Annotated in this window: 14 protein-coding genes; 7 read left to right on the top strand and 7 right to left on the bottom strand. The window is 63.8% G+C overall.

The window, feature by feature from the left end; genetic code table 11:
* Both proB and AAC023_RS10790 read left to right on the top strand, forming a co-directional pair.
* A partial coding sequence (gene proB / locus AAC023_RS10795) for a glutamate 5-kinase (RefSeq protein ID WP_339741094.1) occupies positions 1-1,112 on the top strand: 1,112 nt, incomplete at its 5' end.
* Positions 1,113-1,371: 259 nt separating this feature from the next.
* Complete coding sequence (locus AAC023_RS10790) at positions 1,372-3,048, top strand: methyl-accepting chemotaxis protein (RefSeq protein ID WP_339741092.1); 1,677 nt, start codon at positions 1,372-1,374, stop codon at positions 3,046-3,048.
* Positions 3,049-3,055: 7 nt separating this feature from the next.
* On the opposite strand, the gene AAC023_RS10785 is transcribed toward AAC023_RS10790, so the two are convergent.
* The 7 genes from AAC023_RS10785 to AAC023_RS10755 all read right to left on the bottom strand — a co-directional run bounded on the left by AAC023_RS10785 (position 3,056) and on the right by AAC023_RS10755 (position 10,292).
* Positions 3,056-4,207, bottom strand: coding sequence for a CaiB/BaiF CoA-transferase family protein (locus tag AAC023_RS10785; RefSeq protein WP_339741089.1), 1,152 nt, complete (start codon positions 4,205-4,207; stop codon positions 3,056-3,058).
* 88 nt (positions 4,208-4,295) lie between these two features.
* Positions 4,296-5,396: a molybdenum ABC transporter ATP-binding protein gene (gene modC, locus AAC023_RS10780; RefSeq protein ID WP_339741086.1), complete on the bottom strand. Its 1,101-nt coding sequence runs from the start codon at positions 5,394-5,396 to the stop codon at positions 4,296-4,298.
* Complete coding sequence (gene modB / locus AAC023_RS10775; RefSeq protein ID WP_339741083.1) at positions 5,386-6,057, bottom strand: molybdate ABC transporter permease subunit; 672 nt, start codon at positions 6,055-6,057, stop codon at positions 5,386-5,388. The genes modC and modB overlap by 11 nt, the downstream gene beginning before the upstream one ends.
* On the bottom strand, positions 6,057-6,809 hold the full coding sequence (modA, locus tag AAC023_RS10770) for a molybdate ABC transporter substrate-binding protein (protein ID WP_339741081.1): 753 nt from the start codon (positions 6,807-6,809) through the stop codon (positions 6,057-6,059). The genes modB and modA overlap by 1 nt, the downstream gene beginning before the upstream one ends.
* Before the next feature lie 107 nt (positions 6,810-6,916).
* On the bottom strand, positions 6,917-8,167 hold the full coding sequence (locus AAC023_RS10765; protein WP_339741079.1) for a cyclopropane-fatty-acyl-phospholipid synthase family protein: 1,251 nt from the start codon (positions 8,165-8,167) through the stop codon (positions 6,917-6,919).
* Positions 8,164-8,937, bottom strand: a complete 774-nt coding sequence (locus AAC023_RS10760) for a DUF1365 domain-containing protein (RefSeq protein ID WP_339741076.1) — start codon at positions 8,935-8,937, stop codon at positions 8,164-8,166. The genes AAC023_RS10765 and AAC023_RS10760 overlap by 4 nt, the downstream gene beginning before the upstream one ends.
* Entirely contained in the window at positions 8,934-10,292 is a 1,359-nt protein-coding gene (locus AAC023_RS10755) for an FAD-dependent oxidoreductase (protein ID WP_339741073.1), read from the bottom strand. Before AAC023_RS10755 ends, AAC023_RS10760 begins: the two co-directional genes overlap by 4 nt.
* A 184-nt stretch (positions 10,293-10,476) precedes the next feature.
* Here AAC023_RS10755 and AAC023_RS10750 point away from each other — a divergent pair, with 184 nt between their 5' ends.
* The 5 genes from AAC023_RS10750 (at position 10,477) to AAC023_RS10730 (ending at position 15,021) form a co-directional block, all read left to right on the top strand.
* Positions 10,477-11,055, top strand: a complete 579-nt coding sequence (locus AAC023_RS10750) for a sigma-70 family RNA polymerase sigma factor (RefSeq protein WP_339741071.1) — start codon at positions 10,477-10,479, stop codon at positions 11,053-11,055.
* Complete coding sequence (locus AAC023_RS10745) at positions 11,052-11,732, top strand: ChrR family anti-sigma-E factor (RefSeq protein ID WP_339741069.1); 681 nt, start codon at positions 11,052-11,054, stop codon at positions 11,730-11,732. The genes AAC023_RS10750 and AAC023_RS10745 overlap by 4 nt, the downstream gene beginning before the upstream one ends.
* A 147-nt stretch (positions 11,733-11,879) precedes the next feature.
* Positions 11,880-12,227 (top strand): Hpt domain-containing protein, encoded by a 348-nt coding sequence (locus AAC023_RS10740; RefSeq protein ID WP_339741066.1) that lies wholly within the window; start codon positions 11,880-11,882, stop codon positions 12,225-12,227.
* Between the two features lie 168 nt (positions 12,228-12,395).
* Entirely contained in the window at positions 12,396-13,727 is a 1,332-nt protein-coding gene (locus AAC023_RS10735) for a hypothetical protein (protein WP_339741063.1), read from the top strand.
* Positions 13,728-13,854: 127 nt separating this feature from the next.
* Entirely contained in the window at positions 13,855-15,021 is a 1,167-nt protein-coding gene (locus tag AAC023_RS10730) for a membrane dipeptidase (protein WP_339741061.1), read from the top strand.
* Positions 15,022-15,086 lie beyond the last annotated feature (65 nt).

Raw genomic sequence — 15,086 nt, 5'->3', positions numbered from 1 at the left:
TGGCCAACAGCAAGCGACTGACCCTGAGATATGCCTTCATGCACGGGCTTCTGAGCGATATCGCCGATCTGCGCGAGCAGGGATATGACGTGGTCCTGACTTCCTCCGGCGCCGTCGCGCTCGGCCTCAATGCCGTCAACAAATCACCTGAAGAGGCTGATGTTCTTGACAAGCAGGCCGCCGCCGCTTGCGGTCAACCACTCCTGCTGAACGCCTATGGCCAGGTTGCCGCCGAGCACGGCTATATTATCGGCCAGGTCCTCGTGACGCTGGGCGATATCGAGGAGCGCCGCAGCTTCCTCAATATCCGCAACACCATCCAGCGCCTGTTCGAGCATGGCGTGATGCCGGTGGTGAACGAGAATGACACCGTCACCACCCAGGAAATCCGGGTTGGCGATAATGATCGTCTCGCCGCCAAGGTCGCCCACATGATCCAGGCGGATCATCTGATTATCCTGACCAGTGTCGACGGCCTCTATGATCGCGACCCTTCAGAGCCGGGCGCCCAATTCATCGAAACGATTGATGATGTCAGCTCCTATCTGGCCGTGACCGACAGTACCAGCGCGCTGGGAAGCGGCGGCATGCTGACCAAGATGCACGCCGCCAATATGGCCCAGGATGCCGGCTGCGAGACGCTGATCGCACGCGGCATTATCGAGCGGCCGATCTCCTCCATCCTTGCCAAGGAGCGCCGTCATACGCGTTGCGTCGCCAAGGGCACGCCGGCCTCCTCATGGGCGGTCTGGCTGACCAATCGCCTGCAAATGGCCGGCAGCCTGGTGCTCAAGCAGGAACGGATTGATGCCATGCTCGCCGGCGACCTCGTCGTCGAGCGCGCCGACATCGTCTCGATCCATGGCGATTTCCAGAAGGGTGATGTGCTGCACATCTATAATGAAGCCGACGAGGAATGCGCCCGTGGCCTGACCAATTTCTCGTCCAATGAAACGCTTCTCCTGGCGCGGCATCTCGACCAGCCGATCAGCGAATTGCTCGGCTATGAAGGCGGAACCCGCGTGATCAGCCCGGAAAACCTGGTGATGCTGCAAAATCACCACCTGCCCTGGGACGTGCCGACGGATCAGGTTACCCTGGTCGCATCCTGACGGACCGGGCTGGGGGGCATGCGCTCCGGCCCGGCATACCCCGCGATCAAGCAGACGCCGCGATCAATTCGCATAAAATATGATCCTGCGGGCAGGCGCGATCCAGCGTTCCGTTAACCCTGTTTGTCGAAGGTGGAGGCTCGTTTGACGGCCCCGGATGCCCGGATGGCCGCGAAGTGGGGGGTTTGGCCGTGCGCGTTCTCGACATGCCGGAAAAACCACCTGCCCTGCCGCCCGCTTCGGGCCATGGAGAGCCTTGATGCCCACGATGAACCTGCAGGGTATGTCCCTGCGCGCGCGCCTGTCCCTGCTCGCTTTCGCGTCGATTGGCGCCATGCTGCTCTATGTGGTCGTCAACGGCCTGGTCGGGACTGCGGTCGCGCGCTCCGTAGCAGAGTCCCGGCAAATCACGGTCGCCAATGTCGCGGCCAACGCGCTGGAGAAGGACATGACCTCCTTCCTGCGCGACACTTACCGTATGCTGGCGCTGCCGACCGATGATTTCATCGCCGATGCGCGCGGCAACCTGACCGATCTGGGCATTGCGATCGCGGACACACGGGCCATCGGGCTCGACATGCGCTACCAGGCGACGTTTGACGATATCCAGGCCGAATATACCGCCCTGACCGCATTGTTTGGCGAGCTCGAAGGGCAAGCCCAGAACCTGACCACCGCTGACACCATGGCCTATACCGAGCGTCTGGCCGCATTCGACGACAGCATGGACACCATGATCGAGAGCGTCCGCGATGGCACGGCTGATGATCTGCGCGCCAGTTGGGACGAGCTTGACGCCATGCAGACGCTCAGCTTCTGGGTTGGCATTGTTGCCCTGCTGGTCGCCGGCGGTGTGCTCTACGGGCTGACGATCATGATCGGCACCTCGATCCGCCATTCGGTCACCAGCGTGCAGCAAGTCGTCACGGCTCTGGCAGGCGGCGACCGGAATATCGAAATTGCCGGCCAGGAACGTGCCGATGTATTCGGTGAGCTGAGCCGCGCCCTGTCGCAACTGGACGCAGCCCTGACGGCGGCCGATGAAGTGCGCGCCCGGGATGATGCCGAAGCCGAAACGAAGATGCGCCAGCAGGCGGCAACGCGCCAGGCCGTGGAACGTTTTGAAGAGGCGTCTTCCAATCTGATGCAGAGTGTCATGCGCTCCTCGGAAGGCCTTGAGCTGGCCGCCGGCCAGATGCAGTCCCGGTCCAGCGAGGCCGCCGGCCAGTCCAACTCGGCCCGCCAGGCCGCCGATCTGACCGCCAGCAGCGTGCAATCGGTCGCCGCCGCAGCCGAGGAACTCGCCGCGTCCATTGCGGAAGTCTCCAGCCAGGTCGCCCGCACCAGTGAATTGTCGCAGGTCGCCGATCAGGAAACCCGGGTCAGTTCCGAGGTTGTGGAACAGCTGGCGGAATCGGCCCAGGCGATCGGTGCCATTATCGATCTGATCGACACGATCGCCTCGCAGACTAATCTGCTCGCGCTCAATGCCACCATCGAGGCGGCGCGGGCCGGTGAGGCCGGCAAGGGCTTCGCCGTCGTGGCCTCCGAGGTCAAGGCGCTCGCCGAACAGACCTCCGGTGCGACGCAACAGATCACCCAGCGCATCTCGGCGATCCAGTCCTCGACCGAGGCCTGCGCCAAGTCGACGGCGGCGGCGCTCGCAGCCGTGTCCCAGCTGGGCGAACTGGCGACGGCCTCGGCCGCAGCGATCGAACAGCAACGCGTCGCCACCTCGGAAATCGCCGAGTCGGCCCAGCGGGCCCAGGCGGGGGCGACCAAGGCGGCCACCGATGTCGGCCAGGTTGCCGAATTCACCCAGCAGACCGACCAGGTCTCCAGCGACGTGCTCAATTCCTGCACCGACATGGCCCGCAATCAGGGCGCCTGGAAGGATGAGTTCGACCAGTTCCTGAACACAATTCGCGCTGCCTGACCGAAGCCTAGCCCCACAAATGCTCCCGGATCCCGGCGCCATGTTCGTCGAGACCGGGCGAGCGCTTGCCCGAGCCGACTTCGGCGCCGGACATGCGGATCGGATTGCGGATGCCGGGAATGCCGTCGGCTCCGATGGCCAGGCCGCGGTGCCGGGCCTGCACGTCCTGGAAGGCCTGTTCGACCGTATTGATCGGTCCGGCCGGAATGCCTTCCTTCTCGAGCGCGCCGAGCAGGTCATCGCGCGTGAAACGCGCCATGGCAGCGGCGATCTGGGCCACGAGTTCGTTCCGGTTGGCCGCGCGTTCGGCATTGGTGCGGTTGCGGTCGAGCACGTCCGGCGGGAAATCCAGCAGCGTGCACAGGCGTTCAAACTGGCCATCATTGCCGCAGGCCAGGATGATATGGCCGTCACTGGCGGCAAACTCCTGATACGGCACGATATTCGGATGTGAATTGCCGAGTCGGTGCGGTGCCACGCCGGTCGTCAGATAATTCATCGCCTGATTGCCCAGCACACCCATCATGCTGTCGAGCAATGCCATATCGACATGCTGGCCAAGTCCGGTCCTTTCGCGCTGGGCCAGGGCCGCCTGGACACCGATCACGCCATAGACGCCGGTGAAAATATCCGCGAAGGCGACGCCGAGCCGCTGGGGTGGCCGGTCGGGCTCGCCGGTCAGGTCCATAATCCCGCTCATCGCCTGGATCATCAAATCATAGCCGGCCCGGTGGGCATAGGGGCCAGTCTGGCCGAAACCGGTGACTGAACAATAGACCAGGCGCGGATTGCGCGCTTTCAGACTGTCATAGTCGAGCCCGTATTTCGCCAGGCCGCCAACCTTGAAATTCTCGACCAGGACATCGGCGCCATCGACCAGTTTGAGCACGGTCTCGCGATCGTCGGCCTGTTTGAAGTCGAGCGCGATCGAGCGTTTGCCGCGATTGCAGGAATGATAATAGGCCGCCGCCCGGCCGCTCTCATGTTCGACCCAGGGAGGCCCCCAATGGCGGGTATCATCGCCGCGCGGTGCCTCGACCTTGATGACATCGGCGCCGAGATCGGCCAGGGTCTGGCCGATCCAGGGCCCGGCCAGCACGCGCGCCAGTTCGAGAACCTTGAGGCCGGCGAGTGGCTTGTTGTCGATCACTTGGGTCATTGGCAATTCCTTGGAAGAAGACCGGCCATGGCTTGTTCATACGCTGTCGCGCCAACGCCGCAAAGCGTCGCCGGACCGGCTGCGACGATCAGCCCGGGCCGCGGTCGAAACTGGCGCTCTTGACCAGGGCATAGACGGCCAGGCCTGGCGCCAATTGCAGCGCCTCGACCGAGGCGCGGGTGAGGCGGGCCTTCAAAGGGCTGGAGCCGATCGAGAGGGTCAGATCGGCATAGGGGGAGTTTGCATCGGCGGTGATGCTCGTGATCCGGCCGTCGAGCACATTGCGGATGCTGATCGCCTGCGGCTTCAGGGTGGCGATCGCGACATCGCGGGCCCGGATCCGCAGCCTGACCGCATCGCCCGGCTGCAGTGCGGCGGGCATCGGCAATTCCAGCACCTGCCCGCCAATATCGATCCGGCTGAGCTGCAGGCGTTCATCCTGGCCGACCAGTTTCCCGGCCAGGATCGAACCGGCCTCGAAATCCAGCTCCAGCGGTTCGATATCCAGCCGCGCGAAAACATCCTCGACCGGCCCCATCGCGACACATTGGCCCCGGGACAGGGCCAGGACGCGATCGGCCAGGCGCACGACTTCCTCGACGGAGTGGCTGACATAGAGGGCGGGAATGCCCAATTGCCGCAAGGTCGTGTCGAGATAGGGCAGGAGCTCGGCCTTGCGGGCATGGTCGAGCCCGGCCATCGGCTCGTCGAGCAGAAGCAGGCGCGGCTGGGTCAGCAGGGCGCGGGCCAGCGCCACGCGCTGCGCTTCGCCGCCCGAGAGCGAGGCCGTCCGGCGCGGCAGAAGCGGGGCGAGATCAAGCGCCTCGATGATTGTTTCGTAATCGAAACGGGCCAGATCCGCAGCCGCGCGGCCTTGCGCGTAGTCAAGATTGCCCGCCACGCTGAGATGAGCAAACAGCCGCGCATCCTGAAACACCAGCCCGACCGGGCGCCGGTGCGCCGGGACGAAAACATGCCGGGCGCGGTCGGCCCAGACCGCGTCGCCCATCGCGATGCGGCCCTCATCGGGGCGGTCGAGACCGGCAATCAGGCGCAGCAGGCTTGTCTTGCCGCTGCCGCTGGGGCCGAACACGGCGGTAATGCCGGCGAGGGGAATTTCCGCCTCGATATCGAGGTCGAAACCACCGCGCCGGGAGCGCAGCCGCAGGGAGAGCAGATCATCCGACATGGATACGGAACCGGCGATTGAGGCTGTAGACGACCAGCAGGGTGATAAAGGAAAAGGCGATCAGCATGCCCGAGAGGATATGGGCGTCCTGGTATTGCAGGCTCTCCACCTGTTCGAAAATCGCAATCGAGATGACGCGGGTCTGGCCGGGAATGCTGCCACCGACCATCAGCACGACGCCGAATTCCCCGATTGTGTGGGCAAAGCTCAATATCGAGGCGGTCAGAAAACCGCGGATGGAAAGGGGCGCCGCAACGCTGAAGAAGGCGTCGAGCGGCGAGGCGCCAAGGCTGGCGGCCGCTTCCAGCGGCGCGCGGCCGACACTTTCAAATGCGCTCTGCAGCGGCTGAACCATGAAGGGCAGGGAATAGATCACCGAGGCGACGACCAGGCCGGTGAAGGAGAAGGTCAGCGTATCGCCGGTCAGGCTCAGCCAGAAACGGCCGATTGGCGCGGTTGGATTGAGCAGGATGAGCAGATAGAAACCGATCACGGTCGGCGGCAGGATGAGCGGCAGGGCGGTCAGGGCCTCGATCGCCGGTTTCAGCACCGAGCGCGTGCGCGCCAGCCACCACGCCAGCGGTGTGCCGAGCACGAGAAGGATCGCTGTCGTGATCGCCGCGAGTTCGAGACTGAGCCAGAGCGGTCCGAGATCGGGCATTATTCCTCAACACCATAGCCATGGGCGGCGATGATCTCCCGTGCTTCCGGTCCCGCCAGGAAGTCGAGCCAGGCCCGCGCCGCCCGATTGTCCTGCCCGTGCCGCGTCAGCACCGCATCCTGACGGATCGGCGTGTAGAGATGCTGGGGTATCGCCCAATAGTCGGGGTCGTCGCTCATATCTGTGCCGGCGAATTGGGAAACCGGGACGACGCCAAGATCGGCATTGCCGGTGATCAACATCGCCTGGACGGCAGCAATGCTTTCGCCGGTGACGAGGCGGTCTTGCGCCGGGGACCATAATTCCAGTGCCTGCAGCGCCTCGCGGGCCGCGGTGCCATAGGGCGCAAGGGCCGGGTTGGCGATGGCGAGCGTGCGGTAGCGGCCTTCACGCAGTCTGTCCGCTATCGGGCCGGAGGTGTCAGAGCCATGGGCCGACCACAGGGCGATATGCCCCACGGCATAGGTAAATTGCGTGCCGGGCACGGTTCGACCCTGCGCCTCGAGGCGGTGGACTGTGTCCTGGTCAGCCGACAGCAGCACATCAAAGGGCGCGCCGTGGAGGATCTGGGCATGGAGCCGCCCGGTCGAGCCCGGCGTGATCAGCACGCTGTGCTCGCCAGATTGCTCGAACCGGGTCTGCAGCGCGCGCGCCGCAGCATTGAAATTCGACGCGACGGCGACCAGCGCCTGTTCGGCGAAGGCCGGCGCAGGGTGAAACAGCCAGACAAGTGCCAGCGCTCCGGCACTCAAAATTCTGCGTATCTGATCCGTCCAGGCCAATGCGCGCCGCTCCCGGGGGCTGACAAGCCCCTCGCCCCATTTGACGGCGGAAAGGCCGCGCGGTCCAGAGCCGCGACTCAGGCCGTGGCGGGGTCGGGTTTGCGATAGACGAATTGACCGACATCGCAACGGCCCGAGCGGAAACCGGCCTCGCAATAGGCGAGGTAATAGCGCCAGATGCGGGCAAAGCGGTCGTCGAAACCCAATTCCCGGATCTGGGGCCAGGCCGCATTGAAGTCGGCGTGCCAGCGCTGCAGGGTGTCAGCATAGTCCTCGCCAAACATGCGCGCGCCGATATCCTCCAGCCCGGCCCGGCCGGCTTCGCGGCCGAGCGCCGAGGGTGGTGGCAACATGCCGCCGGGAAAGACATATTTCTGGATGAAATCGACCGTGCCGCGATAATTGTCAAAATCCGCTTCACGCAGGGTGATAACCTGTAGCGCGGCATGCCCGCCGGGTTTCAGGCAATGCGCCAGCTGGTCGAAATAGACTGGCCAATGCGCTTCGCCGACGGCTTCAAACATTTCGATCGAGACGATGGCGTCGAAGGTCTCGTCGATATCGCGATAATCGCGGATCTCCAACGAGACCTGGTCGCTCAGCCCGGCCTTCTCGATGCGGGCCCGGGCATAGTCCAGCTGTTCTGCCGACAGGGTGACGCCGGTGACGCGGCAACCGAAATCGCGCGCCGCCACTTCAGCAAAACCGCCCCAGCCGCAGCCAATCTCGAGCACATGATCGCCGGGCTTCAGCTGCGCGGCGACGCAGATCCTGCGGTATTTTTCGGCCTGCGCAGCTTCCAGGCTTTGGTCTGGTGCCGCGAAACAGGCCGAGGAATAGGTCATGCTCGCATCGAGCCAGAGTGCGTAGAAGGCGTTTCCCAGGTCGTAGTGGAAGGCGATATTGCGCTTGCTGCCGCTGCGCGTATTGGCGTTGAGCCAGTGCTGGACCTGGCCGATGATACGGCTCGGCCCGGCCTTCGCCCGGGCGAGACTGATCTGGTCGAAAGCGCGGGCGAGAACGTCGAGCAGGGCGCGCAGATCCGGCGTGTCCCATTCGTCATTCACATAGCCCTCGGCGAAGCCCAGCGCGCCGCTTCCGGCCAGCCGCAACAGCGCATTCCAGCGCTTCAATCGCCATTCGGCCTGGGCACTCGCCGCCGGGTCACCGCAGGAAAGCCGGTAGCCGGAGGGCAGTTCGATGACGAGATGGACTGCTTCCAGACCGGACAGGGCCTGGCGCAAACGGTTGGCAATGAAACGGTCCAGCACGTTGCCGGATTCTGGTTTGCCGGTGTCACCGGCCTGGTCCGAATAGATATCCATCATTGTCTCCATGGTCTGGTGTCGATGGAGCCGTGCCGGGGAGTATACAGCCTTAGCCCCTTGAGGCGAAGGCGCAGGGCTTCCAGCAGGATGGCGCCGACAATCCTGATCGTGTTGAAGGCCAGCGAAAACGGAGCGCGCAGAAGAGCGCGTGCCGTCAGTGGCCGGATTGTGCATTTCTGGACAGCGCTCAGGACGCAGGCGCCCTCGCGGTAGAGCTGGATCGCCAGGCGCAGACCGGTCTGGTCGCGGTCGAGCCGGAAGCGATATTCGCCGCTAGTGTCGTTGAAGGGCGAGACGAAGAAGCGTTTGCTGCTGGAGAAGCGCAGACTCTCCCCCGGAACGTCCGGCGGCAGCACGAAAGTATAGGCGCAGCGCCCGCCCTGGAAATTGCTGACCTGGAAGATGACGGCGCGCAAGGCTTCCGACCGGTCATGGCAAAACAGCACCGTTACCGGATTGAAGACCAGGCCGAGCACGCGCGGTGCGGCGAGGATTTGCACACGGCCCAGGGGGAAATCCGCCGCCTCACCGTCCAGCAGGTCCTGCACCCAGGGCCTCAGTTCAGCCTCGCCGCGGCCGTGATCGCGGGCCTGGAAGCTAACGAGATTGAAGCGATTGACCGAGAAGAGGGGTGTGCGGATGCGGGCCAGTTCCGGCCCGTCGATATCAAGCAGGACGGAATGCATGCGATAGCGCAGGCTGTGACGCTTGGGCCCCAGCCGCGTATGACCGACATCGCCGTCGAGCAGTGAGGCGGGCAGCGGGGTCATTGCGTGGCGACCGCGCGAGGTATTTCGATCCGGGCTGTGTTGTGGTCCGGCCAGACGATACGCCCGGTCATGCCGTCCAGACCCCAGGGACGCTCTGGCGCGCCGAGCGCTTCGGCGACGGCGAGCCCGGATTGCAACCCGTCCTCGTGAAAGCCCGACCCCAGCCAGGCACCGCAATACCAGCTCCGGTTATCGCCCTGGATTTCATGGATTTGCCGCTGCGCCGCGATCGCGGCAGCGTCGAAGACCGGATGGGCATAGTGATCCGTGTGAAGGACGAGCTCCGGCGCCGGGGCAAGATCGGGATTGAGGGTGACCAGGACCGGCCTTTTGGTCGGCAGCGGCTGCAGCCGGTTCATCCAATAGGTCAGGCTGATGCGTTCCTGGCCGGATCTGTCCGGGGTATCGAGGTAATTCCAGCTCGCCCAGGCCGATTTGCGCCGTGGCATAAGCCGCGTATCGGTATGCAGGACGGCGATATTGTCGCGATAGCGGATGGCGCCGAGCAGCTTGACCTCCTGCGGTGTGGGGTCGGCCAGCAATTTCAGGGCCTGGTCGCTATGGCAGGCGAAAACCACCTCGTCGAACAGCATGGCGTCGCCTTCGGCCGGATGCAGGGTCACCGAGTCGGATGCGCGCGTGACCGAGCGGATCGGTGTCGACAGTCGCAAATCGCCGGTGAAGAGATCGATCAATGCCTCGACATGGTGGCGGCTACCGCCCGTCACGGTGCGCCAGGCGGGCTGGTCGAGCACCTGCAGCAGGCCATGATTGCGGAAAAACTCGAAGAAGGCGCTGGCCGGATAGCCGCGCATCGTGGCGACCGGTGAGGACCAGATCGCCGCGCACATGGGCAGGATATGGTCGTCGCGGAAGGTGCGCGAATAGCCTTCATCGCGCAGGAATTGATCGAGGCTGCGCGGCTCCGACGCGGCGTCGAGCGCTTTGGAATGCGCGTGCAGGCGCAACAGGTCGCGCAACATGCGCCACATGCGCGGACGCAAGAGATTGCGCTTCTGGGCAAACAGCCCCTCCGGCCGCGATGAATACTCGAAGCCATGGCCGTCGAGCGAGGCGGCGAAGGACATGTCACTGGGTGCGGTCTCGACGCCGAGCAGGTCGAGCATGGCGGTGAAATTTGGGTAGTTGGCCGGATTGAAGACAATGAATCCTGTATCAACGGCGACCGGCCTGCCGTTGAGATCGACCTCGACCGTATGGGCATGGCCGCCCGGCCTCGAGGCCGCTTCGAACAGGGTGACATGGTGAGTGAGGGTCAGGCGCCAGGCCGCAGACAGCCCGGCAATCCCAGAGCCGATGACGGCGATCCGCTTTTTCTGTTGTAGTGCACCCATTGGCCGCGCCCGGTAATTGTGGTCAATGAAAAGGGTTACGAGCGCGGGCACGGCGTGGATCACTGCAGTCACATGTGATCCATCCTGGCGCTGGCACCGTAGGCTGGGCATGTACGCTGCCGCTCAGATATTGAACTCTTTCCGGCCCGGAGGCCGGGATGGCCTGGAAAAGGGGCGAATGAGGATGGCTGCGCCGTTGCAGGCAGGGCTGATGGATGCCGCAGAGCTGGCAAGCCTTGTCGAGCGCATTGGCGCTGACCGGGACCGCGAGGCCTTCCGCCGTCTGTTCGACCATTTCGCACCGCGCGTGCGTGGCTTTCTGGTCCGGCGCGGCTTGCCCTCTGCCCAGGCCGATGATCTCGCCCAGGACACCATGCTGGCCATCTGGCGGCGTGCGGAGAGCTATGACGTCGCCAAATCCGCCGTCTCGACCTGGGTCTATACGATCGCGCGCAATCTTCATATCGACCAGTATCGCAAGCTGGCCCGGGCTGATCGCGTCGACCTGACCGATCCCTCCCTGCGTCCCGGCGAAATCCCGGCCGCCGATGAACTCTATGCCCGCGGGCAGGATGCCAGCGCTGTAAGCGACGCGCTCGAAACCCTGCCGCAGGATCAGCGCCGTGTGCTTGAGCTGGCCTTCATGGAAGGCCTGTCGCACAGCGATATAGCCTTGCGCCTGGTCTTGCCGCTGGGGACGGTCAAATCGCGAATTCGTCTGGCGATGGACAAATTGAAACTCAGCCTTGGAGATCTGCAATGAGCCGGAGAGGCTATTTCCTCGAACAGGGCTGGTATCTCGACCATGCCGCCGGTGCCTCGATGTCGCCGGGTAAGGACATGCTGTTGCGTTCGCATCTGGAAGTGTCGGTGCCGGCACGCGCGCATGCCGTCTCGATGGCGCGCATTGGCGGTGCCATGCTGGAATCCGTCGAGGGTGAGGGCGCGCTCGCCTTTGATGCCGATGATATTTTCGCCCTTGATGAGGCATTTGATGCCGCCCGGACGCAGCCGGTACCGGCTGCGGCGGCACCGCAGGCCCCGGTCGACCGGCCCGAATGCCTGCCCGCCGTCCTGTGCGATTTCATCGACCGTGAAGGTATCAGGCTGCGCTGGGAGTTTCTCGGCCCCGGCCTGAGAAAGGCGATGCTGTGGCATGGCGAGAGCGATGAGCGCCTCTGGCTGCTGCGCGCACGTCCCGGTGTCGCCATCCCGCATCATGGCCATCGCGGCACAGAATTGACGCTCGTCCTGCAGGGCTCATTCCTCGATGGCGATCAGCGCTATGTGCGCGGCGATGTCGAGGAAGCCGATCCCGGGGTCGAGCATGATATCAGGATTGGTGAGGGTGAGGAGTGCATCTGCCTCGCGCTGACCCAGGGAAAGCTGCGCTTTGACGACCCGCTTCTGCGGGCGCTGCAGGTCTTCACCGGGCTCTGATCGCCGGCAGGCCAGCCGTCTGCCATATGCCTGCATGTGGTTTACGGCTTGATCAGGATATCGGTCTAATCTGGTTTCTCGTGACGACTGAAAGTGCGCATCGCCAGCCGCGCCGGCGGGCGGGAAAATCTGTGAAGGGTGGGGATAATGACGAAGCAGCCGATGGACTGGCGGGACCAGGCGGAAATCGACAATACGATCGTCGGCGCCTTGGTTGCCGCGGTTGGCCCGGACACATTTGCCGTCCTGAAGCTCCAGTTCGCCGCCGATTTCCAATCCCTGTCGGAGACCCATATCCAGGCCCGCCGCGATGGCGACGAGGCGGCCGCGCGCGCGGCCGCGCACGGGCTGCGTGGCGCCGCCCTGAATGTCGGGCTGAAACGGCTCGGCCATCTCGCCGGCGCGCTCGAGCGCGGTGAGCACGGCGATGAGGCCGAGCTGCCTGCCGTGCTGGCGTCGTCGGTCTCGTGCCTGATGGCGTCGGGCCAGGCCTGATCGCGGCCCGGGCGGCGATGGCGCATCGCAGCATCTGAAATCGAAAAAAACTCCTTCATTCAGCTAGGGTTCACCCTGAAAACCCTCTAGTATGAGAGTCTGGCATTCGCCGGGGCGGCTTGCACGGGGTGGGCCAAGCCCCCGGCGATGGTTCAAGGGGAAATCACGATGAAAGCATTATTGCTCGCAACGGCATCTGTTGCACTGATGGCGGGCGGCGCGCTCGCTCAGGACTATTCGGCACCGCCAACCTATGGCAGCGTCAATCTCAATGCCGGCTTCACGCCCGATCCATATAACGTTAATATCACGTCCGGTGGCTCGATCCCTGCCAGCAATGTGTCCTCCTCCTGCCGCGGCTGGGTCGCCAATGCGCCCGATTATTCGGTCAATTACGCTGCCGGTGGCTATAATCTGACGATCGGTGCGACGTCGAATTCCGATACGACGCTGCTGGTCAATGGGCCGAATGGCGAGTGGTATTGTGACGATGATAGCGGCGAGGGGCTCAACCCGCTGGTTCAACTCAACAACCCACGGTCCGGCCGCTATGATGTCTGGATCGGCTCCTATTCCCAGGGCGATTACGCCGCCACCGTCCTCTCGGTCTCCGAAATCGGCCTGACCCAGGGCACGTCCAATGCGCCCAATACCTATGCGCCTGCGACCTTCGGCAGCGCCAATCTGCGTTCCGGCTTCACGCCCGATCCCTATACGGTGAACGTGACTTCCGGCGGCACCCGCAGTGCGGCCCAGCTGAGCAGTTCCTGCCGCGGCTGGATCGCCGATGCGCCTGATTTTTCTGTCAATTACACAGCCGGCGGCTTTGACACGCTGACCATTGGCGCGGTGTCCAGCTCGGACACGACGCTGGTCGTCAATGATGCCTATGGCAATTGGTATTGCGACGATGATAGCGGCAATGGCCTCAACCCGCTGGTCACATTGGCCAATCTGGCGACTGGCCGGTATGATATCTGGGTCGGATCTTATTCCCAGGGCGATTACGCTACTTCGGTCCTGTCGATCTCGGAAATCGGCCAGGTCGCCGGTCAACAGCCCCGGCCCCAGCCGCGTCCACAGCCACGTTCGGGCATCAATATGTCGGCCCCGGCTGCCTATGGTTCCGTGGCGCTGCGCGCCGGTTTCCAGCCTGATCCATACCGCGTCAGCATCACCTCCGGTGGTGGCTATCGCGCCGATAGCGTCCGCTCCGGCTGTGCCGGATGGGTCGCGTCAGCGCCGGATTTCGAACTGACCTATTCGGCTGGTTCCCTGCCGCTGATCATTTCGGCGGCTTCAAGCTCCGATACGACGCTTCTGATCAATGATCCGAACGGCAACTGGTTCTGCGACGATGACGGCGGCAATGCCGGTCTGAACCCGGCCCTGCGCTTCAACAATGCGGCATCCGGTGTCTATGACATCTGGATCGGCTCCTACAGCCAGGGCAATAACGCCTCGGCGACGCTGTCGATCTCCGAGCTCTACAGCGAATAGAACTGACAGTCTGAAACCATCAGGAGGGCCGTCCGGGAGACCGGGCGGCCCTTTTGCTTGCCTCCCTTTTGCTTGCAAGACCGGCGCGCTGTGGCACTCTCGCGGTCAAACAGATCCGGGGAAGAAAATGCGTATTGTTCTGATAGTGGCGGGCGCGCTTCTGATGGCAGCGGCCATTGGCATATTCGGCATCCTTCCGGCAAAGCTCGACCACGACATGAATGTCGTCACCGCCCACGAGCCCTATGTCATTTCCGCCGAGGCGACCGCCCTGCATGACAGCCTGCGCGTCGCCGACCTGCATTCCGACATGCTGCTCTGGATGCGCGACCCCAATAGCTGGAATGATCGCGGCCATACTGATTTTCCGCGCCTGCGCGCCGGTCGCGTCGCCTTGCAGGTCTTTTCCAGCGTCACCAAGACGCCGGCCGACATGAATTACGACAGCAATACCGCCGACAGCGACAACATCACCCCGCTCGCCATCGTCCAGCTCTGGCCGCTCGACAGCTGGACCTCGATCTATGCCCGCGCCCGCTATCATGCCCGGCGGCTGAACCGTCTGGCGACGCTGTCGCATGGCGAATTCGTGGTCGCCCGCACCCGCGGTGATCTCGCCGCCGCCCTGGAACGCCGCGCCAGCGACCCCGATGTCCTCGTCGGCATTCTCGCGACCGAGGGTGGTCATCCTTTCGAGGGCGACCTGGCCAATATCGACGGGCTCTATGATGAGGGCTATCGCATGATCGGCCTGCAACATTTCTTCGACAATGAGCTCGGTGGCTCGTTGCACGGCGTGTCCGATACGGGCCTGACCGATTTCGGCCGCGCCGCCGTGGCGCGTATCGTCGAGCACGGCATGATCATCGACCTGGCCCATTCCTCCCAGGCCGTGGTCCGCGAAGTTCTCGACATGACCGACGTCCCGCTGGTCATCTCCCACACCGGTATTCACGGCCATTGCGAAGCCAAGCGTAATATTCCCGACGATCTGATGCTTGAAGTCGCCTCGCGCGGCGGCGTGATCGGCATCGGTTTCTGGGCCGACGTCACCTGCGACGACACGCCGGAGGGTGTTGCTGCGACCCTCCTCGCCGCAATTGATCTGCTCGGCGTCGAGCATGTCGCGCTGGGGTCTGATTATGACGGCACCATCACGGCGACCTTCGATGCCTCGGAATACGCGGTGCTGACGGATCGCCTGCTGGCAGCAGGGCTGAGCGAGGCGGATATTCGCGATGTGATGGGCGAGAACACGATCCGCTTCTTCCTGGAGAATTTGCCGGAGGGGTGAGGGTGAGGGGTAGGGCCCGTCTTCGGGCCACTAATTTCACCCATAAATTTAAAAAACTTGTCATC

It is taken from the genome of uncultured Maricaulis sp. (assembly GCF_963976135.1).
In the GTDB taxonomy this organism is placed as follows: Bacteria; Pseudomonadota; Alphaproteobacteria; order Caulobacterales; family Maricaulaceae; genus Maricaulis.
The sequence above is the reverse complement of the archived record's forward strand: the minus strand, read 5'-3'. Positions and strand labels throughout refer to the sequence as shown.

Bases quoted from the DNA above. Each gene is read 5' to 3' on its own strand.
- AAC023_RS10760 (WP_339741076.1), bottom strand. From the start codon at position 8,937: ATGACCCCGCTGCCCGCCTCACTGCTCGACGGCGATGTCGGTCATACG.
- AAC023_RS10750 (WP_339741071.1), top strand. From the start codon at position 10,477: ATGGCTGCGCCGTTGCAGGCAGGGCTGATGGATGCCGCAGAGCTGGCA.
- AAC023_RS10765 (WP_339741079.1), bottom strand. From the start codon at position 8,167: ATGATGGATATCTATTCGGACCAGGCCGGTGACACCGGCAAACCAGAA.
- AAC023_RS10735 (WP_339741063.1), top strand. From the start codon at position 12,396: ATGAAAGCATTATTGCTCGCAACGGCATCTGTTGCACTGATGGCGGGC.
- modC (WP_339741086.1), bottom strand. From the start codon at position 5,396: ATGTCGGATGATCTGCTCTCCCTGCGGCTGCGCTCCCGGCGCGGTGGT.
- AAC023_RS10755 (WP_339741073.1), bottom strand. From the start codon at position 10,292: ATGGGTGCACTACAACAGAAAAAGCGGATCGCCGTCATCGGCTCTGGG.
- modB (WP_339741083.1), bottom strand. From the start codon at position 6,057: ATGCCCGATCTCGGACCGCTCTGGCTCAGTCTCGAACTCGCGGCGATC.
- AAC023_RS10745 (WP_339741069.1), top strand. From the start codon at position 11,052: ATGAGCCGGAGAGGCTATTTCCTCGAACAGGGCTGGTATCTCGACCAT.
- AAC023_RS10790 (WP_339741092.1), top strand. From the start codon at position 1,372: ATGCCCACGATGAACCTGCAGGGTATGTCCCTGCGCGCGCGCCTGTCC.
- AAC023_RS10740 (WP_339741066.1), top strand. From the start codon at position 11,880: ATGACGAAGCAGCCGATGGACTGGCGGGACCAGGCGGAAATCGACAAT.
- AAC023_RS10785 (WP_339741089.1), bottom strand. From the start codon at position 4,207: ATGACCCAAGTGATCGACAACAAGCCACTCGCCGGCCTCAAGGTTCTC.
- AAC023_RS10730 (WP_339741061.1), top strand. From the start codon at position 13,855: ATGCGTATTGTTCTGATAGTGGCGGGCGCGCTTCTGATGGCAGCGGCC.